Here is a 23,231-nt window from a genome sequence, read left to right on the forward strand (position 1 = left end):
TCTGTCTGTGGTGGAGGACAGACTGTTAAAAATAAAGCAACAGGAAAGGACAGAAAAATGCTAAGCGAAAGTATTAAAAAACTGGTACAGTATGGAATTGAGACAGGGCTGACTCCTGCCTGTGAGAAAAACTATACAACAAATCTTCTTCTTGATGTTTTTAAAGAAGATGAATACACAGAACCGGCAGAGGAATATTCTGATATTAATCTGGAAGAAGTTCTGAAAGAACTGTTAGACGAAGCTGTAGAACGTGGTCTGATTCAGGACAGTGTGGTTTACAGAGATCTGTTTGATACAAGATTAATGAACTGTCTTATGCCCCGCCCGGCTCAGGTACAGAAGTCTTTCTGGGAAAAATATGAGAAATCTCCGGAAGAAGCAACAGATTATTTCTATAAATTAAGCCAGGACAGTGATTATATTCGTCGTTATCGTGTAAAGAAAGACCAGAAATGGACTGTGGATTCTCCTTATGGAGCAATTGATATTACAATCAACCTTTCTAAGCCAGAGAAAGATCCGAAAGCTATTGCTGCGGCAAAGCTTATCAAATCAAGCAGCTATCCCAAATGTCTGCTTTGTCCGGAAAATGAGGGATATGCAGGCCGCGCAAATCATCCTGCAAGAGAGAATCACAGAATCATTCCGATCACAATCAATGACAGTCCGTGGGGAATGCAGTACTCTCCTTATGTTTATTATAATGAGCATTGTATTGTATTTAATTTCCAGCACACACCTATGAAAATCGAGAGAAACACATTTATCAAGCTGTTTGATTTCGTGAAGCTGTTTCCACATTATTTTCTGGGGTCAAATGCAGACTTACCGATTGTGGGAGGTTCTATTCTCAGTCACGATCATTTCCAGGGCGGCCATTATACGTTTGCTATGGCAAAGGCTGAAATTGAGAAATATGTAACTATTCCGGGCTATGAGGATGTGGAGGCTGGTATTGTAAAATGGCCGCTGTCTGTACTTCGTATCCGTCATAAAGATGAGAAGCGCCTGATTGATCTGGCAACTCATGTGCTGGAGGTTTGGAGAGGCTATACAGATGAGGCTGCATTCATTTTTGCAGAAACGGATGGTGAACCTCATAATACGATCACTCCGATCGCACGTAAAAAAGGTGATATGTATGAGTTGGATCTGACTCTACGAAACAATATTACCACAGAAGAAAATCCTCTTGGCGTATATCATCCGCATGCACAGTACCATCATATTAAGAAGGAGAATATCGGTCTGATCGAGGTTATGGGCTTGGCAGTTCTCCCTGCGCGACTAAAAGAAGAACTGGAGCTTTTGGAAGAATATATTCTGGATGGCAAGGATGTTGCTTCTAATGAGAAGATTGAAAAACATGAGCAGTGGGTAAAAGAATTCCTTCCGAAGTACGATCATCTTGATAAAGACAATATTGAAGAGGTTCTTCATAAAGAAGTTGGAAATGTGTTTGTTCACGTGCTGGAAGATGCTGGTGTTTACAAATGTACAGGAGAGGGCAGAGCTGCATTTATGCGTTTTATTGAAAATTTGTAACCAAATCATAAAGACAATCTTTTGGGGTTGAAAGAATGTGTCCGTTTGATTATACTGAAGACAGCACAGAAGATGAAATAAGAACTATTTATTTTCTGTGCAGATGATGAAAGCAGGAGAGACATTAAAAAGCAGAGGAGTGCCTATGAAAAATAAAACAAAAAGAAAAAATAGGATTTTCCGGGTTCTGTTGGCCACAATGTTGATTTTGTTCGGAGTTTCATTTAGAAATGATGGAAAAATTGGGATTAGTGGTGTTCAGTCTGTACAGGCGGCCACTAAGAACGTAGTTGTCAGATTCTGGAATCAAAGTGGAAAAACATCCTATTCCAAGCTGCGTATAAAGGTAAGTGCCGGGAAAAAAATTAAGCTTCCGGCAGTTCCTGCAATTACCGGATACAAAAATCTTGGCTGGTCCACTCAGAAAAACGATACCAAAGCGGTATATGCCGCGGGGAAAAAAATACGTCTGAAAAAGAATATAAATCTGTACGCGGTGCGTAAAAAAGTTGGTATATATAAAGTTTATTTCTATGATAATACCGGAAGCACCAGTACAGTATTTAAGAAACTAAACAAAGCTGTTACAAAAAACGGATATCTTACCTTGCCAGAGCTTCCACAAAAAAGCGGCTATAAGGCAGTTGGATGGAGTGCCAAAAAGAATGCGTCCCAAGCGTCTTATACAGAGGGTCAGAAGATTCGAATCAAAAAAAATATAAAATTATACGCTGTTTACGAGTCAGATACAACATTTACAGTGGCTTTGTGCAAGAATAATGGAACTGTTTACAAGACAGAGAATGTAGCATCTGGAAGTTCTTATACATTGCCATCTGTAAGAAATGCATCTGGATACACCTTTATGGGGTGGGATATCCAGTTAGGAAAAAGCACAGCACCGCGTTATGAAGCCGGTGATACTATTACAGTAAACAGCAACATAAAGCTATATGCAGTTGTGTTTAACCGTTCCGCTGAGGAAGACCTGACTCTTTCAGAGCTTCTGCAATCCGCAAGCAGCTGGAAAATTGGAAATGGAAGCAATCGGGGTTACAATCACATTATTTTTGTAGGAGACTCCCGGACCAATCGTATGCAGAGAACGCTGCAAAATTTAAATTCAGGGTATTATGAGTCGAATCTGCTGCGTGATATTGATTTTGTATACGAAGAGGGAAAGGGCCTTGAATGGCTGAAGTCTCAAGGGCTGAATTCTATTCTTTCTATTGCAGAAGAGAATTATTCTGTGTTGAAACCGACTGCGGTTATTTTTAATCTGGGAGTAAACGATCCTGGAAATATGTATGATTATATTTCTTATTATCAGGAGATTGCTGAGAGCTTACAGAAAAAGAACTGCAAGCTGTTCTTTATGTCGGTGAATCCGGTGAACAGTAAGACAATCGAATATCTTGGTAAAAATGCAATCCGAAAAGAAGAAGTAATCCGCAAATTCAATTCTGTTGTGGGCAGTGCTCTTGGCAGCACTTTTGAATATATTGACACGTATTCTTATCTGATGGAGAATGGATATGGTACCAATATTAGTGGAACTGGAGTTGATCTGCCAGACGATGATGGACTTCATTACACCACCAAGACCTACAAACGAATTTTTAAGTATTGTCTGGATTATCTTATATTGCATTAAACGTTCAGAGAAATACTGAGAATGAGGCAACTTTGCAATAGGAAAGTACTTACAGAAGAGAAGATCTTTGTCCAAAAGTGTCGAAGCTTAACGGACAGGATCTTCTTTTATTCCCTGGAAAAATATCCTTGCGCGAATAAGAGGAATAGTCTATACTATAGAGAAATGAGTGTTTGGAAAAATGAGGAGAAAGAGGAACTAATTATGAAACTTACAACAGTAAAAGAAATTTACAGAGAACGGGATAAATACCTGGATCAGGAGATCACTGTAGGCGGCTGGGTACGAAGCGTTCGTGATTCCAAGACCTTTGGATTTGTTGTTCTCCATGATGGAACATATTTTGAGACCCTTCAGATCGTTTACCATGATACAATGGACAATTTTGCTGAGATTTCCAAACTGAATGTAGGCGCAGCGATTATTGTAAAGGGAACTCTGGTAGCGACTCCACAGGCGAAACAGCCATTTGAGATCCAGGCTGCAGAGATTTCTGTAGAGGGAACATCCGCACCAGATTATCCGCTTCAGAAGAAACGTCACAGCCTTGAGTATTTAAGAACGATCATACATCTTCGTTCCAGAACAAATACCTTCCAGGCTGTTTTCCGTGTACGTTCCCTCTGTGCATATGCAATACACAAATTCTTTCAGGAGAGAGGATTTGTTTATGTACACACTCCGCTGATCACAGGAAGTGACTGCGAGGGTGCAGGGGAGATGTTCCAGGTTACAACCATGGATCTGAATAACATTCCTACAGATGATAAGGGAAATATTGATTACTCTCAGGATTTCTTTGGCAAGGAGACAAATCTGACTGTAAGTGGCCAGCTGAACTGTGAGACATTTGCACAGGCATTCCGTAATGTATATACATTTGGACCAACTTTCCGTGCTGAGAACTCCAACACCACACGTCATGCAGCTGAGTTCTGGATGATCGAGCCTGAGTGTGCATTTGCTGATCTTGAAGACAACATGAATCTTGCAGAAGCGATGCTGAAATATGTGATCGGATATGTTCTTGAGAATGCTCCGGAGGAAATGAACTTCTTCAATTCTTTTGTGGACAAAGGACTTCTTGACAGATTGAACCATGTGGCAAACTCTGAGTTTGGCCGTGTTACTTATACAGAAGCAATTGAGCTTCTCGAGAAAAATAATGACAAGTTTGATTACAAAGTATCCTGGGGATGTGATCTGCAGACAGAGCATGAGCGTTATCTGACAGAACAGATTTTTAAGAAACCTATTTTTGTTACAGACTATCCAAAGGAAATTAAAGCATTCTATATGAAAGCGAACGAGGATGGAAAGACCGTTGCAGCTATGGACTGCCTGGTTCCTGGAATTGGTGAGATTATCGGTGGAAGCCAGAGAGAGGACGACTATGGTAAGTTGAAAGCTCGTATGGAAGAGCTTGGGCTGAAGGAAGAAGACTATGACTTCTATCTTGATTTGCGTAAATATGGTTCTACACGTCATTCAGGATTTGGTCTTGGATTTGAGCGCTGTGTAATGTATCTCACAGGAATGGGCAATATCCGTGACGTAATTCCATTCCCGAGAACAGTTAACAACTGCGATTTATAAAACGAGGTAAAAGAATGAGATTTATTCATCTTGCAGATGTACATCTTGGTGCAGTGCCCGACAGAGGCTGCCCATGGAGTGACAAGCGGGAGAATGAAATCTGGGAAACATTCCGCCGGGTTATTGCGGGTATCCGCGAAAATCCGGTGGATTTGTTATTTATAGCCGGAGATTTGTTCCATCGTCAGCCACTTCCATATGAATTGAAAGAAGTAAACGATTTATTTTCCAGAATACCGGAAACAAGGGTATATTTAATGGCAGGAGAAAGGGATTATCTGAAAGAAAATTCTTTTTACAGAACTTTCACCTGGGCACCGAATGTGACTTTTTTTCCGGAAGAGAAGGTAACCTGTGTGAAAGATACGCAATTCGGGGTATATGTTTATGGAATGAGCTATGAACATTCACAGATCAGACAGCCCTTGTATGATGGCGTACGCCCTGTGAAAAATGATGGAGTGCATATTCTTATGGCTCATGGAGGTGATGAAAGCCATTGCCCGTTAAATATAGCTGCACTTGTAGGAGCAGGTTTTGATTATATTGCATTGGGGCATTTCCATACTCCACAGAGCGTAATAAGAGATGTGGCTGCTTACAGCGGAGCTCCTGAGCCAATTGAAAGTAATGATCTGGGAGCGCATGGCTATATTGAGGGAAGAATTGAAAATGGAAAAGTGAAAACCCGATTTGTTCCGTTTTCTATTCGAACCTATAGTCAGCTTCTTCTCAATGTAAATGAAGAAAGCACCCAGCTATCTATTGAAGAAGCTTTGAAGGATGAGATATATAAAAAAGGCGGACTGAATATATATCGTGTAATTCTTCAGGGGAAAAGAAAACCAGAGCTTTTTCTGATTCCGGAAAAACTGAAATCCTTTGGAAATATTACGGAAGTACTGGATGAGACCAGACCTGCTTATGATTTGGAAGAACTGCAGAAAAAATATGCCGGAACTTTGATAGGAGATTATATCTGCTTTTTTATGGAAAAAAACAGAAATACAGTGGAAGATAAGGCCCTGTACTATGGTTTGCAGGCACTGCTGGAGACAAGACATTCCAGCTGACATAGAGCAGATAGTAACAGAAAATATGTATTGCAGTGTAAAAGTGAGATGTATGTGCGAGGGAATAAGGTTATATGATTTTTAAACGCATATTAATAAATAATTTTGGTGGGCTTCGGGAAAAAGACATAGAATTGATATCCGGAGTAAATGTGCTCTATGGAATGAATGAAACAGAAAAGAATATTGTGTTTCTTTTTGTGAAGAACATGTTCTTTGGAATGCCTGAAAAAATGCAGGAGAAGAACGGAATTTATGAAAAAGCAGGTACTGAAGCTTCTCAGGAAAAATATGGTGGAATTATATGGTTTCAGCACAATGGAAAAGATTACCGCCTGACGCGGGAAACAGGGGAAGGAATTCATAGTTGTGAGTTGTTCTGTGAAGATACCAGAGAAATTTTAAATGGAGAAAATGGAGCCCTCGAGAGGATCCTTGGGGGATTTAGTGAGAATCTGTTCGACAATACTGTTATGGTAGAATCACTTAGCGGTAGTTCTTCCAGGGAAATGGCAAGGAAACTACAGAATAAACTGTCTGTTCTCAGCAAAAGCGGAGATGGTCTGGTAGATCTTGGAAGAACGGAGCAGATGCTAAAGATGTGGCGCAAGGGATATCTCACCCAGAAAGAACGTGGCAGGAAAGCAGTTCAGAGAGAACAGGAAAAACTGGGCGAGAAACTGGAAAGCCTGCAGAATGACCTGGATGGACTTCGGGACCAGAAGGGGCAGGTGGTTCAGGCGCAGGCAAAAATTTATTCTGCAGCAGGGAAAGAAGAAGCCACTGTGATTGAAGAACAGCTACAGACTATAGAGAAAAAGAATCTGGGAATGGTGATAGCAGGTATTCTGGCTGTTATTGTGGGAATTGTTGGCATTGTTGGAAAATTTCAGTTAACTGATGAGATGTCTAAAATAGGAATGGATGTGTGCATCATTGCTGCTGTTGTGGCAATGGTTTATACACTTACTGCACGAAGAAAGCTGCGTATGGAGTTTGTAAAGCTAAAGAAGAAAAAAGTGTATTTGCAGTCACAGCAGGAAAAGCTGAAATCCAGTAAAGAAGATATTGATGGAATTTACGGTGAGAAACTGACTGCTTTTACGAATTTGCAGAGCGAATATCAGGAATTTGAGCTGGAAATGTCACTTCCTACTTCTGAAGATCTGGAAACACAGTCCTTGAACCTGGCTATGGATACCATTAAAGAGCTGTCACGCAGTATTTATCTTGAGAAAGGCAGAAAGATTCGGATACGAGCATCCCAAATTTTCAGGGAACTTACAGATGGAAAATATATAGAGTTCTATGGAGATGAGGGACAGAGTTTGGAACTGTGTCTGGAAGAGGGAACTGTTTTGGCAGAAAATCTGGAAAAGGAAAACCTTGAAATGCTGTATTTTTCTATTCAGATGGCTGCTGCTGAGTTGTTCACGAATGAAACTGTTTTTCCAGTTATTTTGGATGATATTTTCCATGGGAAGAATCAGGATAAGCTTATGGCAGTTTTCAGGTGGCTGAAAAAACAGCCCAGACAGGTGCTGCTTTTTACCAATAATAAGGATATGGCTGACATTTTTTAGAAAACTGTTACAGTGAATGTTAAGTGATCGCGAAGCATGTAACTGTGAAAGTACTGAACAGTTACAAATAAATGATAACAAAACAAGAGGCTGACACCTGGAAGGGTCAGCCTCAAATTATTTTATTTATTTCTCATACTGTGCCATATATTTGTTTACACAGCGTTTAATCCTGTCAACTGGATTCAGCAGATGGCTTACAGACATATCATGATTCAGTGTATCAATGATCAGTGCAATGTATTTGCTCATATCACAGGAAATGTAATATGGTTTTGCAAGAAGTTCCTCAGACTGATATACCATATTGGTAGTGAGAAGCTTGTCAAATACACCAGCAGCATGTGCTTCATCGAATTTCTTAAGGTTGTCTGTAAACAGACCGAACGTGGAGCAAAGGTAAATTCTGCCGGCACCCCTGTCCTTAAGAAGAGAAGCAATCTTCAGGATAGTGTCACCAGAAGAGATCATGTCATCAATCAGGATCATATCCTTGCCTGCTACATTTGGACCAAGGAACTCATAGGCTGCAATCGGATGTCTTCCTCCTATATTCTTGGAGTAGTCAAGGCGTTTGTAATACATGCCCATATCAACACCCAGGATGTTTGCAAGATAGATCGCACGGCTCATGCTGCCCTCATCCGGGCTGATGATCATAAAATGCTCATTGTCAATATGAAGTCCCTGTTCATGGTTCAGAAGAGCCTTGATAAACTGATAAGAAGGCTGAACAGTCTCAAATCCATGAAGTGGGGTGGCATTCTGAATCTGTGGGTCATGTGCGTCGAAAGTGATAATATTTTCAACTCCCATATTTATCAGTTCATGAAGGGAAGTAGCACAGTCAAGAGACTCTCTTCCAATACGCTTGCTCTGACGACCCTCATAAAGGTATGGCATGATTACATTCACGCGGCGGGCCTTTCCTCCAATAGCTGCAATTACACGCTTCAGATCCTGATAATGATCATCTGGGGACATCAGGTTGGTGTATTTGCCAATTGGATATGAGATGTTGTAGTTACATACATCTACAAGAATATAAACATCATCTCCTCGCACGGACTCGGTGATCACACATTTACCTTCTCCGGAACCGAAACGAGGGTTCTGAACTTTGATTGTATAGGAATCTCTTTTGTATCCTTCAAAGGCGAAAGAATCTGATTCTGAATGCTCACGCTCCTTACGCCACTTAACGAGCCATTCGTCGACTTTCTGTCCAAGGCTCCTGCAGCTTTCCAAAGGAACTAATCCCAGTCTTCCAACGGGAAGTGTAGTCAATTCTTCTTGTGCCATTCTTTACTTTCCTCCTAAAAAAATTTTCTGAATGCGGATATCTTTTCCCACAAGCTTGGTCATCTGATAGTTGCTGGCGATGCGGGAAAAGGTTCTCTCAGAATAAGTTGCTGAGAAATCTTCCAGCTTCAGGTTTGTGGAAATAATCGTAGATTTCTTGCGCATGATCCGCTCATTGATGCACAGGAAAAGCTGTGAAGATACAAAGCTGTTGGTAAGCTCTGTACCCAGGTCATCAATAATCAGCAGGTCACAGTCAAAAATCGGTTCATCATCGGGAGCGTCGCTGCCTCTGGAAAAAGCAGAGCCTGCAAGAAAATCAAAAAGCTCGAATGAAGAAAAATAAAGTACACAGTGTGCACTGTCCAGAAGATCGTGAGCGATGCAGTGGGAAAGAAAGGTCTTGCCCACACCTGTGTCGCCGTAGAAAAACAGGTTCTGGAAAGAATTATCAAAGTCAGCGACAAATTCCTTCGCCATCTTATACGCGCGACGTGCAGTCTCACGTTCGGTGAGTCCCGTTGAATCATTTGTTATTGTATCAGAATAAAAGTCAAAAGAAAAGTGGTCAAAGTTCTCTTTTTCAAGAATTTCTTTTAAATTTGACTGTGTATACAGAAGTTCGATCTCTGCCTTCTTGAAACAGGAGCATTTCTGGCTGCCGATATAGCCAGTATCCTGGCAAAGAGGGCAGGTGTAGCTCATCTCCAAATAATCAGCAGGATAGCCGGAAGAAAGCAGTAATGCAGTGCGTTCCTGGGAAAGCAGGGCAATATCATTGCGAAGATCTTCAATGCCGACTTCCTGGCGGCTGATCAGGGCCCGGGCCTTCCTGGCACTTAAAGTAGCTACTTCCTCGTCGATTTCACGCAGACGGGGAATTTTCTCATAGGCTTCAGCAAGATGCTCTTCCTGTATGCGGCGGTTCCTGGCCTGGCGACGGTTGTATTCCCGCATTATAGTATCGTATTGGTAATTCTGTAAGGGCATGTAAATTCTCCTTCCAGGTTATAAGACGTTAGAGCCTGTTTGAAAAATCATTCCCGCAATCTGCACGCCCCACTTTGCGGTATATTTTGCCCGAATTCAGTTGCCGTAGCCCGCTACGGCGCCCTCATCCGGACAAAATCTCCCACAAATTGTGACGCACATCTTGCAGAAAGCCTTTTTCAAACATGCTCTAGTATGTGTTTTAAATAAAAATCTGTTTCCAGGATTTAATTTGGTTTGTTAAGCAGTTTCTTCTCATATTCAGCAAAATCGTAGTCACGCTGATGGAAATTGTTAAAGCGGTTTGGGGCTGCGGATTTCGGCTTGTCTGCCTTCGACACTGCTTTTTCCAGCTTGCGCTTCTGGTGCTGGGCATCCTGAAGACGGACATCCCCTAAAGTTCGGATGTTTTTATCCTTCCAGCGCTGCAGAATTTTGTCTGCATATGGAAAACTTGGCTGTCCAGTCTGCAGAATTGTCCGTGAGCAGGCTTCCTGAATCAATTCCATGGCAAAACCATAGTCCCTGGTCCAGGTATTGATCAGCGAAATTTCCGCGTCTGAAGGATTGCGGTTGGCAATTCCCATCGCTTTCAGAACAGAAAAATATTCTTTGCTGTAGCGGGAGGTGGAATCCTTTGCCATTTCAACTGTGGTAATTCCTTCCTCCTTCCATGCCATGGCAACCGTCTCGATATAACGGATGCTGCGGTGGTCACGTCCTACACAGTATTCGATCAGATAATCGATCAAATCTACAGACATGTGCAGCTCGTCGTAGAAAAACAGGATTTTGCGTGTCTCTGTGGGGGTGAGCGTTTTGCCGAGGTATTGCTCGGCAATGTAAAGAAGCTGGATAATATCTTCATTCTGTTTCAGCTCCTTCACCCGATCCGGGGTAAGCGCTTTCGTTTCGGAAAGTGGTTTGGAGAAAGAAGGGGGGACAGGCAGATCGGTGCTGCGGCGGGAGACCTGATCAGTCTGCAACGGTTTATCAGTGGGGACACTGGGAATGCCGGCTGTGGGTTCTGGGGCAGAAATGTGATAAGCATCAGGCACATCTCCGAGCGAACCAGCGTTACAGATACCTGCGGGAGTCACCGTAGCCAGCATATCTGCTTCATTCCACGGTGCCTGTAAGGTAATTCCTGTCAATTCAGCTTCCTCGTATAAGAGGGTAATCAGCTTCTCAGACTCCCAGTATTTCAGCGCACGGAGGATATCTCCTTCTGTACAGAACAGGGAATCTGCCATCTGGGAAAGCCCGAAAGCTTCCTCCGGGCGGCCAAGCATACGGAGCAGATAAATATAGACTTTTACAAATTCTCCATTTGCCTTTGGCATAAAACGGTCGATAAAAATATTGGATAAAATGGTGGCATCATTAAGCCCTGTACTATGTAACCTGATCATGGAAACACTCCTTATCTGGGAATATGAATCATCACTGTTCATTGTGTTTGCATTATAGCACACCCCTTTTTAAATGAGAATAGGAGATTTTTTGCCGGGATTTTTACAAAATGTGTGTGGACTACTATGTGGATAATGTGGATAATGTGGAAACCAAGTTGCACATAATGTTTATGGGAAACCCGAAAAATGCGGAAAATTAAAGAAAAACTGTGATTTTTGTCGAGTTATGTCGTAGTATTATGTTAAGCACTTTATACACATAAGAATCCACATGCAGGCCAGTGCAAAAATGTGCATAAGCCTGTGGATAATGTGGATAACTATTAAATTGCTTGAATTTCCAAGCTTTTTTCAATGTGGATAATTATTTTTGGCAAAAACAGTCTGTGACCGTGGATATGAGAAGGTATGCACGTTTTGCCAGGAAAAACAGATCAGAGACAATAAAAATGGTAAAACAAAAACAGCGGATGCCAGGTCTTAAAAGGACATGACAACCGCTGAAATTGCAATCAATTATTTTCCAAGTAACTGTTCTCCGATTTTAACAACATCTCCGGCACCCATTGTGATCAACAGATCTCCGGCTTCACAATTATTCAGCAGGAAATTCTCAATCTCATCAAAGGTTGGGAAATATTCGCATGGAGTACCAAGCTCCTGGATCCGTGCCTGCAGATCCTTGGAAGAGATTCCAAGATTATCTGTTTCTCTTGCTGCATAAATGTCTGCCAGAACCACATGATCGGCAAGCTTAAGAGCCTGTGCAAATTCCGGAAGAAGAGCCTTGGTACGTGTGTAAGTATGAGGCTGGAATACGCACCACAGCTTCTTGTGTGGATAATTGTGTGCAGCGTTTAAAGTAGCTTGGATTTCTGTTGGATGATGCGCATAATCATCAACAATGGTAACGCCTGCTACTTCGCCTTTATACTGGAAACGGCGATCTGTTCCTGTGAAACTGCCAAGTCCTTTGACAATGACATCATTCGGAATCTGAAGAAGCCGAGCCAGAGCAATTGCTGCCAGGGCATTGGAAACATTGTGGCTGCCCGGAACTTTCAGATAGAAACTGCCGGCCTTTCTGCCATCCTTCAGAACGGTAAAGGATGCATGTCCATATTTGTCATAAGTGATATCTGTGGCCTGATACTGAGCTTCATGCTCCAGACCATATGTAATAATTTTACATGAAAGGTCTTTGATAATATCCTGATAATGCAGCGTATCCGCATTGATGATCAGGGCTCCGTCTGCGGGAAGCAGCTGGGCAAATCTGCGGAAGGAATGACGGATATCATCAATATCCTTAAAAAAGTCCAGATGGTCAGCATCAATGTTCAGGATCACACTGATCTTCGGGAAAAAGCTTAAAAAGCTGTTGGTATACTCACAGGCTTCTGTGACAAATGTTTCGGACTGACCTACTCGGATATTTCCCCCGATAGAAGGAAGAATGCCGCCAACACTGATGGTCGGATCCGCATCTGCTTCCAGAAGAATCTGGGAGATCATGGAAGTAGTGGTGGTCTTGCCATGGGTTCCGGAAACTGCGATTGGGGTATCGTAGTTGCGCATGATCTGACCAAGAAGCTGGGCTCTGGTCAGCATTGGAATGCCTTTTTCCACTGCACTGGCATATTCCGGGTTATCCGGATGAATGGCTGCAGTGTAAACTACAAGTTCTACATCGTCTGTAATATTGGAAGCGCGCTGTCCGTAAAAGATGCGTGCACCTTTCCTGGTAAGGGAATCCGTAAGCGGGCTTTCTTTGGAATCAGAGCCGGAAACCTTGAAATCCTCGCCGAGAAGGATCTCAGCAAGTCCGCTCATGCTGATTCCGCCAATACCGATAAAATGGATATGAAGCGGTTTATGGAAGTCTATCTGATACATGTTAATCTCCTTATGCTAATCATTTTTGAAGCGATTCAATATTCATTGAAGGAAAAGCCTCCTGAATCGTTATGAATTTTTACAATTACTTTCATTTATTATACCCCGAACTGTGAAAATTGCAAAGTATTTCTTTGGATAGTCGGTAACCAATACAATAATTTCCCTTTCCTACAGTGTCGCTGTTCACGATTTTCACAGCAGTATGCTTCGCAAAACACAGTAATACTACTGTACAAAATGAATAAAAAAAACAATCAGAGATTCGGTTGTGTCGAAAAAACATGTACAATAACGATAAAAAAAGTAAAATATCAACAAATAAATTGTAAAATATGTTTATTAAATATGGGAAGTATGGTATAATGATAAATCATAACTACAACAAGAGGTGATAGCATGATTAAAAAAGAAATGATTGCCATGCTCTTAGCCGGCGGCCAAGGCAGCAGACTTGGGGTACTGACAGAAAAAGTGGCCAAACCAGCAGTAGCTTTTGGAGGTAAGTACCGTATCATTGATTTTCCGTTAAGTAACTGTATTAATTCAGGAATTGATACAGTTGGAGTCCTGACACAGTATCAGCCTCTGAGACTGAATACCCATATCGGTATCGGTGTTCCGTGGGACCTGGACAGAACTGAAGGCGGTGTAACCGTACTTCCACCTTATGAGAAGAGCACAAACAGCGAGTGGTACACAGGAACAGCCAATGCCATTTTCCAGAATATGGCGTATATGGAGCAGTACAATCCCGATTATGTGCTTATCCTTTCAGGAGATCATATATATAAGATGGATTACGAGGTTATGCTCGACTTCCACAAGGCAAATAAGGCGGATGTGACCATTGCCTGTATGCCTGTACCTATTGAGGAAGCCAGCCGTTTCGGCATCATGGTAACGGATGAGACTTTCCGTGTAACTGAATTTGAGGAGAAACCAGAGCATCCAAGCAGCAATCTGGCATCTATGGGAATTTATATTTTCAGCTGGCCGGTTCTGAAGGAAGCGCTTTACGCACTGAAGGATCAGCAGAGTTGTGACTTTGGTAAACATATTCTTCCATATTGCAAGGATAAAGGACAGCGCCTTTTCGCCTATGAATACAATGGCTACTGGAAAGATGTTGGAACTCTTGGTTCCTACTGGGAAGCAAATATGGAACTGATTGATATTATTCCTGAGTTTAATCTTTATGAGGAATTCTGGAAGATTTACACCAAGGGGGATATCATCCAGCCGCAGTATATTTCAGAAGAGGCCGTTCTGGACAGATGTCTTATCGGTGAAGGCTCTGAAATCTATGGCGAAGTACATAATTCTGTAATCGGATCGAATGTTGTGATCGGAAAGGGCAGTGTGATCCGGGATTCCATTATCATGCGGAATACAACCATCGGTGAGAATGTAAACATGGAAAAGGCAATTGTGGCAGAGGACGTAACCATAGGAAATGATGTGGTTCTTGGCTGCGGCGAGGAAGCACCTAATATAAAGAAACCTGCGGTATATGCATTTGGCATTGCGACCATAGGAGAAGGCTCCGTGATTCCGGATAATGTTAAGATTGGAAAGAACACGGCGATTTCCGGTGTGACCACCCAGGCAGATTATCCGGATGGCATTCTGGAAAGCGGACAGGTAATTGCAACAAAGGACGGTGACAAAGCATGAGAGCAATCGGAATTATTTTAGCCGGCGGTAACAATAACCGCATGAGAGAATTATCAGACAAAAGGGCAATTGCAGCAATGCCTATTGCCGGAAGCTACAGAAGCATAGATTTTGCCCTGAGTAATATGGCGAACTCCCGCATTCAGAAAGTAGCTGTACTGACTCAGTACAATGCACGTTCCCTGAATGAGCATTTAAGCTCCTCCAAATGGTGGGATTTCGGAAGAAAGCAGGGCGGTCTTTTCGTATTTACTCCTACTATCACCAAAGAAAACGGTTTCTGGTATCAGGGAACTGCAGATGCTATTTATCAGAATCTCAATTTCCTGAAGAACAGTCATGAGCCATATGTTGTCATCGCATCCGGTGACTGCGTGTACAAGATGGACTATAACAAGGTTCTGGAATATCACATTGCGAAACGCGCTGACATTACCGTTGTATGCACTACATGTCCGGATCCTTCCGAGGTTGAGCGTTTCGGTGTCCTTCGCATGAATGAGGACTGCAGGATTGAGGAATTTGAGGAGAAGCCAATGGTTTCCCCATATAATACTATTTCTACAGGTATTTATGTGATCCGAAGAAGACAGCTGATCGAACTGATTGAGAAGGCTGCACAGGAAGGTCGAAATGACTTTGTAAAAGATATTCTGATCCGTTATAAGAATCTGAAGAGAATCTATGGATATAAGATCGACAGCTACTGGAGCAATATTTCCACTGTTGAATCTTACTATAAGACCAACATGGATTTCCTGAAACCGGAGATCCGTAACTACTTCTTCAAACAGGAGCCAGCAGTTAAGACCAAGATTGATGATCTTCCACCGGCTAAATACAATCCTGGCGCAGATGTTAAGAATTCTCTGATTTCCAGTGGATGTATTGTAAACGGAGTGGTTGAGAATTCTGTCCTGTTTAAAGATGTTTATGTTGGAAATAATTGCGTAATTAAAAATTCCGTAATTTTGAATGATGTATATCTGGGGGATAATACACATATCGAGAATTGTATCGTTGAAAGCCGGGGAACCATCCGGGCAAATTCGTACTACAGCGGTGATGGAGAAGTAGAGATCGTTGTGGAGAATAATGATAGATATAGCTTGTAATATAATAAGACTTAAAGCGCAGTAAATGCGATTAAGAGGAAAGGGGCAGCAAAAATGAACATTACAGACGTACGGGTGAGAAAGGTTGCAAAGGAGGGGAAGATGAAAGCTGTAGTCTCCATTACCATTGATGAAGAATTTGTAGTACATGACATCAAGGTGATCGAAGGAGAGAAAGGTCTTTTCATCGCAATGCCAAGCCGCAAAGCAACCGATGGAGAATATCGGGATATCGCGCATCCAATCAATTCTTCCACTCGTGACAAGATCCAGACGATCATTCTCGAGAAATACCAGGAAGCTGCAGCAGAGGAAGAAGCTGCGGTATAAGAAGGAGAGAGGTTTTTACATCCCGCATTTTATGGAGAGATTCATGAAATGCGGGATATTTTTTGCAAAAACATTCCTGTGATTTGCCCAAACTATTTCACGGTATATTGTGCCTGAATTTGTTCTATAACCATGTATTTCATTATCTTTCCAGATTCTGGATAATTGTGAAATATTACGTAAATGTTACAAAAGTTAAATAAAAGTGTTGAAAAAATTACGAAATATGTTATACTTGACATACGAAAAAAATAACGAGGTGTTTACATAGATGAGATTTAAAAAGATTTTTTCAATGTTGTTAACTGGAATCATGATTGTTTCTATGCACGGGGCAGTATTTGCTTCTTCTACGGAGGAACAGATCGCTGATGTACAGGCACAGAAAGAAGCTGCGCAGGCAGAACTGGCACAGCAGCAGTCCAACATGGCATCTCTGGAGAGCAAGAAGCAGGAGCTTGAAAGCTATCTGGAAGAGCTGAATGCTCAGTATACAGACCTTACCAACAGTGTATCTGAGCTTGGAATTCAGGCAGCGGAGAAAGAAGAGCAGCTGAAAACTCTGAATACCCAGCTTGAGGAAGCCAAGGCCACAGCGGACAAGCAGTATCAGGATATGAAGAAGCGTATTGTATACATGTATGAGAATGGAAGTGCTTCCATGCTGGAGCTGCTTTTGTCCTCAGAAGATCTGGCTCAGTTTCTGAACCGTGCAGAAAATATAGCCCAGATTTCCCAGTATGACAGAGACATGCTTGCTAAATATAAAGCCCTTCAGGCAGATATCAAGGCCCAGGAAGAGCAGGCAGAAGAGGAAGCTCAGAATATTAATGAACTTCTGGCAGAGAAATCTGCCAAACAGCAAGAGGTACAGGCACTTACTGCAAGCACAAATGAGAACATTCAGTCCTATATTTATCAGATCAGTGCCAGCCAGGATGAAATCAGTGCTTTAAATACACAGATCAGTAATGCAGACAGCAGTATTTACAGCCTTTTGCAGGCTGCAGAGGCAGAGAAAGCAGCCCAGGAGGCGCAGGTAGCCCAGGAAGCTGAGGCTGCCGCCCAGTCACCAAGTGACGGGGAAAACTATGGCACAGAGGAATCCTACGATGACTACAGCGAGTCTGAAAGTGATTCCAATCAGGACGCAGATGACAGCAGTGCCTATGATGATTCTTATACCGAGTCATCGGACAGCAGTGAAAGCTCCGACAGTTCTTCCGAGGGCAGTAGTTCATCTTCACAGGGAACCTACCTTGGAACCTTTACTCTCACCGCATACTGTAACTGTGCACAGTGCTGCGGAACAGCAGGAAACCTGACAGCCAGCGGAACTGTTCCTACAGCGGGAAGAACCGTTGCCATGGCTGGTGTGCCATTCGGAACTCAGCTCCTGATCAATGGAAATGTGTATACAGTGGAGGATCTTGGAACACCTTACGGACATGTGGATATTTATTTTAACAGCCATTCAGAGGCACTTGCATTTGGACTTCAGAGTGCGGAGGTTTACAGACTGAATTAAGGAAAAAGAATACGCCCTGACAGGATTAAGATCATTAAAATCTTCTGCCTGTCAGGGCATTTGTCTGCAATAATATATAGGGGGGATTGTTATAAATACGGTTCTCCCGGAATTTCCGGATAGCTTCCCATTCCGATCAGCAGTTCCAGGCCGATCTGTCTTGCCTGGAGTACAGCCTCTTTCACAGCACTGGCATCTCCGGAGAGGGCAAGGATAACTTCATTGGAATGGCTTGTACCGATACTCGGTGTCATATAGCGTGTAATATGAACTGCAGAAGCCTTCATTGCAGTGTCTGCCATTACAAGTCCAATCGCTGCCGGAGAACCTGCCATGAATCCGAAAGCTTCCCCTGGAACTGCGTGAAAGGCCATGGCAAGAGCACCGCCTGCATTGGCTGAAAAAGCAAACTCCAAATGACCGGATTCGCTGATATATAATTCTCCTGCATACTTATTAGTTAGTTTCAGCGCCAGCGAAATAGCGTGGCGCACATCTGAAACATCATTTCCGCCAATCACAATATAGTTGCCGTGTCCACCCCAGCCTTTGGTATCCCGTGGAAATTCAATGGAAAGAACCTCTGTGCCAGTGGCTTTCACCGCATCATCGACAGCAGTGATCTGACCTGCTGCACCTGTACGGGAACTGAAAAGTCCAAGGGTATGATAGCGTGTCCCTATATTCATTTCCTTTAAAAGAGTATCATCAACTCCTGAAATTACAAGTCCGATGGTATCCAGAACAGCAGTTCCCACAAATTCAGTGCGGGCGCATTTGGTACTGATACTGTGTACGTCCATGGAAAAAACCTCCGTAGCATTACTTTTCCTTAGTTTAACATGATTAAGGGAAATTGAAAAGCTGTTTATCTATAATATTGCGCCTGCGCCGTCCATAGTTGGAAATATTTTCCACTTTTATCGGCAGCAAGCTCCTGGTGAGTTCCAGTCTGAATCACAGATCCTTCATGAAATACAACTATTTTATCGCAAAATTTGCAGGAAGACAGACGATGACTGATATAAATGGCAGTTTTATCGCCTGTTATTTCATTAAATTTTTCATATATTTCAGCTTCCGCAATGGGATCAAGAGCTGCAGTCGGTTCGTCCAATATAATAAAAGGGGCATTCTTATAAATAGCTCTTGCAATAGCTATTTTCTGAGCCTCTCCGCCGGAAATGATAATTCCCTTTTTATTGAAATCCTTGTAGAGATAAGTATTCAGACCTTCTGGCATTGTGGAAAGGCGATTGTAAAATCCGGATTTCTTCAGAGCACTTTTTACTTCTTCTTCGTCATAATTGATTTTGGCGGCTACATTTTCTCCAAGAGTTAGGGAAAAAAGTTTGAAGTCCTGAAATACCACGGAAAAAATCATCATATATTCTTTGTAATTATATTTTCGGATATCGATTCCGTTAAGAAGAATTTTTCCTTCTGTAGGATCGTAAAGGCGACATAGGAGTTTGATAAACGTAGTCTTTCCACTTCCATTCATACCAACGACAGCCAGCTTCTGACCGATTTTAAATTTCAAATTAATATTTCGAAGGGCATATTGTTCACATCCCGGATATCGGAAAGAAACATTTCGAAATTCTATTTCATACTTTCGGTCACTGCGTTTTTCAGTAGTCAGGCTTTCCTGATACATGTTATTGGGAATGTCCAGAAATTCAAATGTCTGTTTCAGAAAAACAGCATTGTTTTGCATATCTTCAATGGTGGAGATACAGCCGGATACACTTGAATATATTTTCGTAATAGAGGAAATATATTTTGTAACCGCTCCGATTCCAAAGGCACCTGTCCAGGCTTTTAAGCATACAAAAACATAGGCAATCCCTGTGAAAATTACAGATACTGCGGAAGACGCTGCCATGTAAAATCCAACAGGTCCCTTTCCATATCTGGCAAATAATCCCTTGGAACCGAAAGGATTTTCTTTGCTCAGATTATGCTTTTCGCATATTTTTTCCTGTTGGTAAATCCGCATATCCGCTGCCTTTTTGCTATCATAGCCCAGACGTCCGTAATATGCAAACAAACGATTGGAAAAGGTATGCAGATCTGCACTTCTGACCCAGTATTTTCCTGCCTTTCCAGCGAGTACAGGCGAAAACCAGGTAATCAGTACCATAACAGAAATTATGGCTGTTACACATACCGGATTGTTAAGAATAACAAGTTTTTCTGCTGTTTTTGGAATCTGGCTGGTGAAAAGGGAAATGGTCATGGATAAGCCACAAATGATCGAAAATCCTTCTGAACACAGAGCTTCATAATTTAACAGAACATTGTATAGTCCCCACCCAGGTCCATTGAGATTTTGAATAATGGAAGAATATAACTCCATAGTTTTGCTATCATCTAAATCACAGTAATCCATATCAAAAAGTTTTTCGCACAAAATTTGCTTGATTTTCATTCCAAGACCTGCGCTCCAAGTCCTTTTCCATTTTTTAAGAAATGCAGATATCAAGCTGATTCCTGCTCCGGATAATAAAGTAATCGTTACCAGAAAACGAATGCGGTCAGGGCTTCGGTCGCCTGCAAGTTCTTCAATAACAAGTGCAGATAAATATATGATTATATAGGGAGTCAGTGCTTTCCAGATGGTCAGACTGATTTGGGAAAGAATTAATTTTGGATAATATCGGTAAAAAAGCTTATATGCTCTGTGATTAAGCTGCAGTGCTTCTTTTAACGATATGTTTTTCTCATTTGTCTTCATTTTCCTCATCTCCTTCCCTGTAATATTTGCTTTGAACCTCATAGAGAGCAGCGTATTTTCCACTTTGCCTTAACAGCTCTTCGTGAGTTCCTTCTTCCTGTATTTCTCCCTGCTCCAGCATTAAGATTCTGCTGCAGAATCTGGTAGAAGCGAGCCGATGGGAGATATAAACTGAGGATTTTCCTTTTGTCATTTCGTCATATTTCTGATAAATGTCTGCTTCAGCAATGGAATCGAGTGCGGCAGTTGGTTCGTCCAATATAATAAAAGGGGCATCTTTATATAATGCGCGGGCGAGCATAAGGCGCTGTGTTTCTCCACCCGAAAACATAATTGCATTTTTGTAAACCTCACGATTCAGAAAGGTTTGATACTTATCTGGAAGAGCTTCTATTTTTGGAAGCAAGCCGGCTTTTTTGATACAATTTTTCACCTGTTTCAGGTCGAAATTTTCTGTTTGCGCCACATTTTCTGCAATGGTTCCCGCTAACAATGAAAAATCCTGAAACACTGCCGAGAACAGCTTATAATAGTCTTTTCTGTTATAGTTTCGGATATCTGTTCCATTCAATTTTACCTGTCCTTTTGTAGGATCAAGAAACCCACAGATTATTTTGATCAACGTAGTTTTTCCAGCACCATTAAGACCTACAACTGCCAGATTTTCTCCTGGATGTAAGGTAAGATTTATATTTTTTAAAGTATCTGTTTCAGCTCCTGGATAGCGAAATGAAACATTTTCCAAAACAATTTCATAATTATTTTTAGCGTCCTGATTTAAGGTAAGTCCATCTTTGAAACGGAATAATTCCGGATAATCCAGACATTCCCGGACCGTGGAAATATCAAGAGACTGTCTATGTAATGTGCAAAGACCTTCCAGAATTCCTGTAACCCAGGTGGAAAAACTGTCCACTGCAGTAAAATAAAGCAAAAAAGCAGGCACATCAAGACCGCGGTATAATACCAAATAAATTAAATATGCGTAGACCGCTCCATTGCGCAGAAAAGTAAAAGTCAAATCTGCAATTCCAGCCCAGATATAAACATTTTCTGCTTTTCGATGAAATGCTGTAAATTCCCTGGCTGTTTTGCTGTATAATTCTTCCAGCCAGAAACGAAGACCGAAAATGTGGATATCTTTTGCTGCACCAAAGTCAGCTGCACGGTTTAATAAATATGCCATTTGATGTATATATTCAGCTTCTTCCTCCCGATGTTGATACTTATATTCATCTAATCTTTGAGAGATAAAATAACTGATTCCGGCAGTTGACAGAATGACCAAAATCAGAATTGGATGAATTTGTGTAAGAAGACCGGCGTAAATAAAAAAACAGACAATATTGATCAAAAGTACAGTTAGTGTATTCCAGATTGCTTCAGTGGCCTGATCGTTATTGTCCGTATATTCGGCCGATTTGGTCAGTAATTTTTTGAATTTCATATCGTCTATATTGGGATAAGATGTTGTGGATGCTTTTTTGTTTAAAAGATTTACAATCTCACAACGGACACTGATCCGTCCGCAAATTACGTTTTGATTTGCATAAGCCAATGCAGCTGATACCAGCATTATCATAAGCACAAAAATTACAATTGTAAAAAGCAGTTCCTGAATGGAAACATGATTTTCTATTGCACTTAATATGACAGGAGAAACATAAAGGTTAAGAAGGTTCTGTATAATGGTTAACAGTGCGATAAAAAAGCTGATCACCAGAACTTTCTTCTCCTGAGAAGTGCAGGCAAGTTTAATCATGAACCATATATTTTGAAAAGTACTGTATTTTGATACAGGATTTTTTTGAAACATGATTTTCCCTTCTTTCTTATTTTTCTTTTGATACCAGATTGCTACGTGCTTTGCACTCCCGCAATCTTCAAAAACATTCGTAATCCGCTCATTTTTCTTCGGAAAATGGCTATTTACTCATGTTTTTTGCGGGTCAAGAGGTCAAAAATCCTCTTGCAAGCGAGCTTGCATCGGCTTTTTGACCTTTTGACTCTGGTATCATTAAAAAGATTCTTAATATGATTTTACCAGAAAAAATATCCCCGGATTAAACCGGGGATGAATTGCATGTTTCGGGGGATGAATTATAACTGGGGCAGTAAAATCTCAGTGGTAAAGGCGCCCTCTTCACTGTTTCGGCTGATATATCCATCAGATCGCTTTACTATATCATCAATACGGATCAGCCCCAGACCATGACCATCACCTTTTGTACTTTTAAAAAGATTTCCCTGTTTTTTCAACTTCTTTCCCGCTGTAAAATTAGTGAAAGAAATGTATAACTGCGTGTTTTTCATGTCCATATAAATGCGGATCAGCCGTTTTTCTTTGGGAAGCTGCAGGCTGGCGTCTATGGCATTGTCAAATAAATTTCCGATAATACAGCAAAGATCAATCTCAGAGGAATTCAGCTTAACAGGAATGTCAGCATCTGCAATTACCTGAATATCTTTTGACCGTGCCAGTGATATTTTAGAATTTAAAATAGCATCTGTCATGGCATTTCCGGTTTTTACCACAGTATCAACTGTGGTAAGATCCTTGTCAAGAAGATCGAGATAATGTCTGATTGCGTCCCAGTTTTCTGTGGCTGCATAAGCCTTCATTGTTTGGATATGATTGCGATAATCATGGCGCCAGCCTCGCATCTGGCGATACATATTATCAACCTCCTGATAGTGAGTTTCAATCAGTTCCTTCTGATATGCAGCCATTTTTTTAGCTGCTTTTTTCGAAAATAAATGCATTTCAATCTCCCAAATCAGTCC

General features: G+C 41.6%; 17 protein-coding genes and 2 pseudogenes. 10 read left to right on the forward strand and 9 right to left on the reverse strand.

The window, feature by feature from the left end; all coding sequences use genetic code 11:
* Positions 1-57 precede the first annotated feature (57 nt).
* The 5 genes from galT (at position 58) to AB5642_RS09005 (ending at position 7,454) form a co-directional block, all read left to right on the forward strand.
* Positions 58-1,548 (forward strand): UDP-glucose--hexose-1-phosphate uridylyltransferase, encoded by a 1,491-nt coding sequence (gene galT / locus AB5642_RS08985; RefSeq protein WP_173719055.1) that lies wholly within the window; start codon positions 58-60, stop codon positions 1,546-1,548.
* Between the two features lie 145 nt (positions 1,549-1,693).
* Complete coding sequence (locus AB5642_RS08990; protein WP_173719056.1) at positions 1,694-3,202, forward strand: InlB B-repeat-containing protein; 1,509 nt, start codon at positions 1,694-1,696, stop codon at positions 3,200-3,202.
* Between the two features lie 204 nt (positions 3,203-3,406).
* The gene (gene asnS, locus AB5642_RS08995; RefSeq protein ID WP_173719057.1) at positions 3,407-4,798 is read left to right on the forward strand and encodes an asparagine--tRNA ligase; all 1,392 of its coding nucleotides are present in this window, start codon (positions 3,407-3,409) and stop codon (positions 4,796-4,798) included.
* A gap of 14 nt (positions 4,799-4,812) precedes the next feature.
* Positions 4,813-5,871, forward strand: a complete 1,059-nt coding sequence (locus AB5642_RS09000; RefSeq protein WP_173719058.1) for a DNA repair exonuclease — start codon at positions 4,813-4,815, stop codon at positions 5,869-5,871.
* A gap of 74 nt (positions 5,872-5,945) precedes the next feature.
* Positions 5,946-7,454: an AAA family ATPase gene (locus tag AB5642_RS09005; RefSeq protein ID WP_173719059.1), complete on the forward strand. Its 1,509-nt coding sequence runs from the start codon at positions 5,946-5,948 to the stop codon at positions 7,452-7,454.
* Between the two features lie 126 nt (positions 7,455-7,580).
* Here the strand turns inward: AB5642_RS09005 and AB5642_RS09010 are convergent, their stop codons facing one another.
* From AB5642_RS09010 to AB5642_RS09020, 3 genes and pseudogenes are all read right to left on the reverse strand, one after another.
* Positions 7,581-8,756, reverse strand: a complete 1,176-nt coding sequence (locus AB5642_RS09010) for a ribose-phosphate pyrophosphokinase (protein WP_148462213.1) — start codon at positions 8,754-8,756, stop codon at positions 7,581-7,583.
* A gap of 3 nt (positions 8,757-8,759) precedes the next feature.
* A complete protein-coding gene (locus tag AB5642_RS09015; protein WP_148462214.1) occupies positions 8,760-9,746 on the reverse strand; it encodes an ATP-binding protein in 987 nt (328 codons plus the stop codon).
* Positions 9,747-9,764: 18 nt separating this feature from the next.
* Positions 9,765-9,896, reverse strand: a pseudogene (locus tag AB5642_RS09020) (DUF6783 domain-containing protein).
* Here AB5642_RS09020 and AB5642_RS09025 point away from each other — a divergent pair.
* Positions 9,846-9,956: pseudogene (locus AB5642_RS09025) on the forward strand (DUF6783 domain-containing protein); the annotation flags it as partial. The pseudogenes AB5642_RS09020 and AB5642_RS09025 sit on opposite strands and share 51 nt — an antisense overlap.
* 17 nt (positions 9,957-9,973) lie before the next feature.
* On the opposite strand, the gene AB5642_RS09030 reads toward AB5642_RS09025, so the two are convergent.
* Both AB5642_RS09030 and murC read right to left on the reverse strand, forming a co-directional pair.
* Positions 9,974-11,158: a DnaD domain protein gene (locus AB5642_RS09030; RefSeq protein WP_227200611.1), complete on the reverse strand. Its 1,185-nt coding sequence runs from the start codon at positions 11,156-11,158 to the stop codon at positions 9,974-9,976.
* A gap of 519 nt (positions 11,159-11,677) precedes the next feature.
* Entirely contained in the window at positions 11,678-13,057 is a 1,380-nt protein-coding gene (gene murC, locus AB5642_RS09035; protein ID WP_173719060.1) for a UDP-N-acetylmuramate--L-alanine ligase, read from the reverse strand.
* 399 nt (positions 13,058-13,456) lie between these two features.
* Between murC and AB5642_RS09040 the strand changes: the two genes are divergently transcribed.
* From AB5642_RS09040 to AB5642_RS09055, 4 genes are all read left to right on the forward strand, one after another.
* Complete coding sequence (locus AB5642_RS09040; protein ID WP_118577984.1) at positions 13,457-14,734, forward strand: glucose-1-phosphate adenylyltransferase; 1,278 nt, start codon at positions 13,457-13,459, stop codon at positions 14,732-14,734.
* Complete coding sequence (gene glgD / locus AB5642_RS09045; RefSeq protein WP_118577983.1) at positions 14,731-15,849, forward strand: glucose-1-phosphate adenylyltransferase subunit GlgD; 1,119 nt, start codon at positions 14,731-14,733, stop codon at positions 15,847-15,849. Before AB5642_RS09040 ends, glgD begins: the two co-directional genes overlap by 4 nt.
* A 54-nt stretch (positions 15,850-15,903) precedes the next feature.
* Positions 15,904-16,179 (forward strand): septation regulator SpoVG, encoded by a 276-nt coding sequence (gene spoVG, locus AB5642_RS09050; RefSeq protein WP_118577982.1) that lies wholly within the window; start codon positions 15,904-15,906, stop codon positions 16,177-16,179.
* Between the two features lie 271 nt (positions 16,180-16,450).
* On the forward strand, positions 16,451-17,707 hold the full coding sequence (locus AB5642_RS09055; protein WP_148463564.1) for a hypothetical protein: 1,257 nt from the start codon (positions 16,451-16,453) through the stop codon (positions 17,705-17,707).
* 89 nt (positions 17,708-17,796) lie between these two features.
* On the opposite strand, the gene pduB is transcribed toward AB5642_RS09055, so the two are convergent.
* From pduB to AB5642_RS09075, 4 genes are all read right to left on the reverse strand, one after another.
* On the reverse strand, positions 17,797-18,510 hold the full coding sequence (gene pduB / locus AB5642_RS09060; RefSeq protein ID WP_118577981.1) for a microcompartment protein PduB: 714 nt from the start codon (positions 18,508-18,510) through the stop codon (positions 17,797-17,799).
* 65 nt (positions 18,511-18,575) lie between these two features.
* Positions 18,576-20,447, reverse strand: a complete 1,872-nt coding sequence (locus tag AB5642_RS09065) for an ABC transporter ATP-binding protein (RefSeq protein WP_173719061.1) — start codon at positions 20,445-20,447, stop codon at positions 18,576-18,578.
* Positions 20,434-22,263, reverse strand: a complete 1,830-nt coding sequence (locus AB5642_RS09070) for an ABC transporter ATP-binding protein (protein ID WP_173719062.1) — start codon at positions 22,261-22,263, stop codon at positions 20,434-20,436. The genes AB5642_RS09065 and AB5642_RS09070 overlap by 14 nt, the downstream gene beginning before the upstream one ends.
* Before the next feature lie 284 nt (positions 22,264-22,547).
* Positions 22,548-23,231: sensor histidine kinase (locus AB5642_RS09075; protein WP_368371552.1), on the reverse strand; the 684-nt coding region annotated here is incomplete at its 5' end.

The sequence above is a fragment of the Ruminococcus sp. 1001136sp1_2201st1_G3_2201SCRN_220225 genome (assembly GCF_040924365.1).
Classification (GTDB): Bacteria; Bacillota; Clostridia; order Lachnospirales; family Lachnospiraceae; genus Blautia_A; species Blautia_A faecis.

What these genes read in the sequence shown, in the direction of transcription:
- glgD (WP_118577983.1), top strand. Translation starts at nt 14,731, where the DNA reads ATGAGAGCAATCGGAATTATTTTAGCCGGCGGTAACAATAACCGCATG.
- AB5642_RS09040 (WP_118577984.1), top strand. Translation starts at nt 13,457, where the DNA reads ATGATTAAAAAAGAAATGATTGCCATGCTCTTAGCCGGCGGCCAAGGC.
- AB5642_RS09055 (WP_148463564.1), top strand. Translation starts at nt 16,451, where the DNA reads ATGAGATTTAAAAAGATTTTTTCAATGTTGTTAACTGGAATCATGATT.
- murC (WP_173719060.1), bottom strand. Translation starts at nt 13,057, where the DNA reads ATGTATCAGATAGACTTCCATAAACCGCTTCATATCCATTTTATCGGT.
- spoVG (WP_118577982.1), top strand. Translation starts at nt 15,904, where the DNA reads ATGAACATTACAGACGTACGGGTGAGAAAGGTTGCAAAGGAGGGGAAG.
- AB5642_RS09070 (WP_173719062.1), bottom strand. Translation starts at nt 22,263, where the DNA reads ATGTTTCAAAAAAATCCTGTATCAAAATACAGTACTTTTCAAAATATA.
- AB5642_RS09015 (WP_148462214.1), bottom strand. Translation starts at nt 9,746, where the DNA reads ATGCCCTTACAGAATTACCAATACGATACTATAATGCGGGAATACAAC.
- pduB (WP_118577981.1), bottom strand. Translation starts at nt 18,510, where the DNA reads ATGGACGTACACAGTATCAGTACCAAATGCGCCCGCACTGAATTTGTG.
- AB5642_RS09030 (WP_227200611.1), bottom strand. Translation starts at nt 11,158, where the DNA reads ATGATCAGGTTACATAGTACAGGGCTTAATGATGCCACCATTTTATCC.
- AB5642_RS08990 (WP_173719056.1), top strand. Translation starts at nt 1,694, where the DNA reads ATGAAAAATAAAACAAAAAGAAAAAATAGGATTTTCCGGGTTCTGTTG.
- galT (WP_173719055.1), top strand. Translation starts at nt 58, where the DNA reads ATGCTAAGCGAAAGTATTAAAAAACTGGTACAGTATGGAATTGAGACA.
- asnS (WP_173719057.1), top strand. Translation starts at nt 3,407, where the DNA reads ATGAAACTTACAACAGTAAAAGAAATTTACAGAGAACGGGATAAATAC.
- AB5642_RS09010 (WP_148462213.1), bottom strand. Translation starts at nt 8,756, where the DNA reads ATGGCACAAGAAGAATTGACTACACTTCCCGTTGGAAGACTGGGATTA.
- AB5642_RS09065 (WP_173719061.1), bottom strand. Translation starts at nt 20,447, where the DNA reads ATGAAGACAAATGAGAAAAACATATCGTTAAAAGAAGCACTGCAGCTT.
- AB5642_RS09005 (WP_173719059.1), top strand. Translation starts at nt 5,946, where the DNA reads ATGATTTTTAAACGCATATTAATAAATAATTTTGGTGGGCTTCGGGAA.
- AB5642_RS09000 (WP_173719058.1), top strand. Translation starts at nt 4,813, where the DNA reads ATGAGATTTATTCATCTTGCAGATGTACATCTTGGTGCAGTGCCCGAC.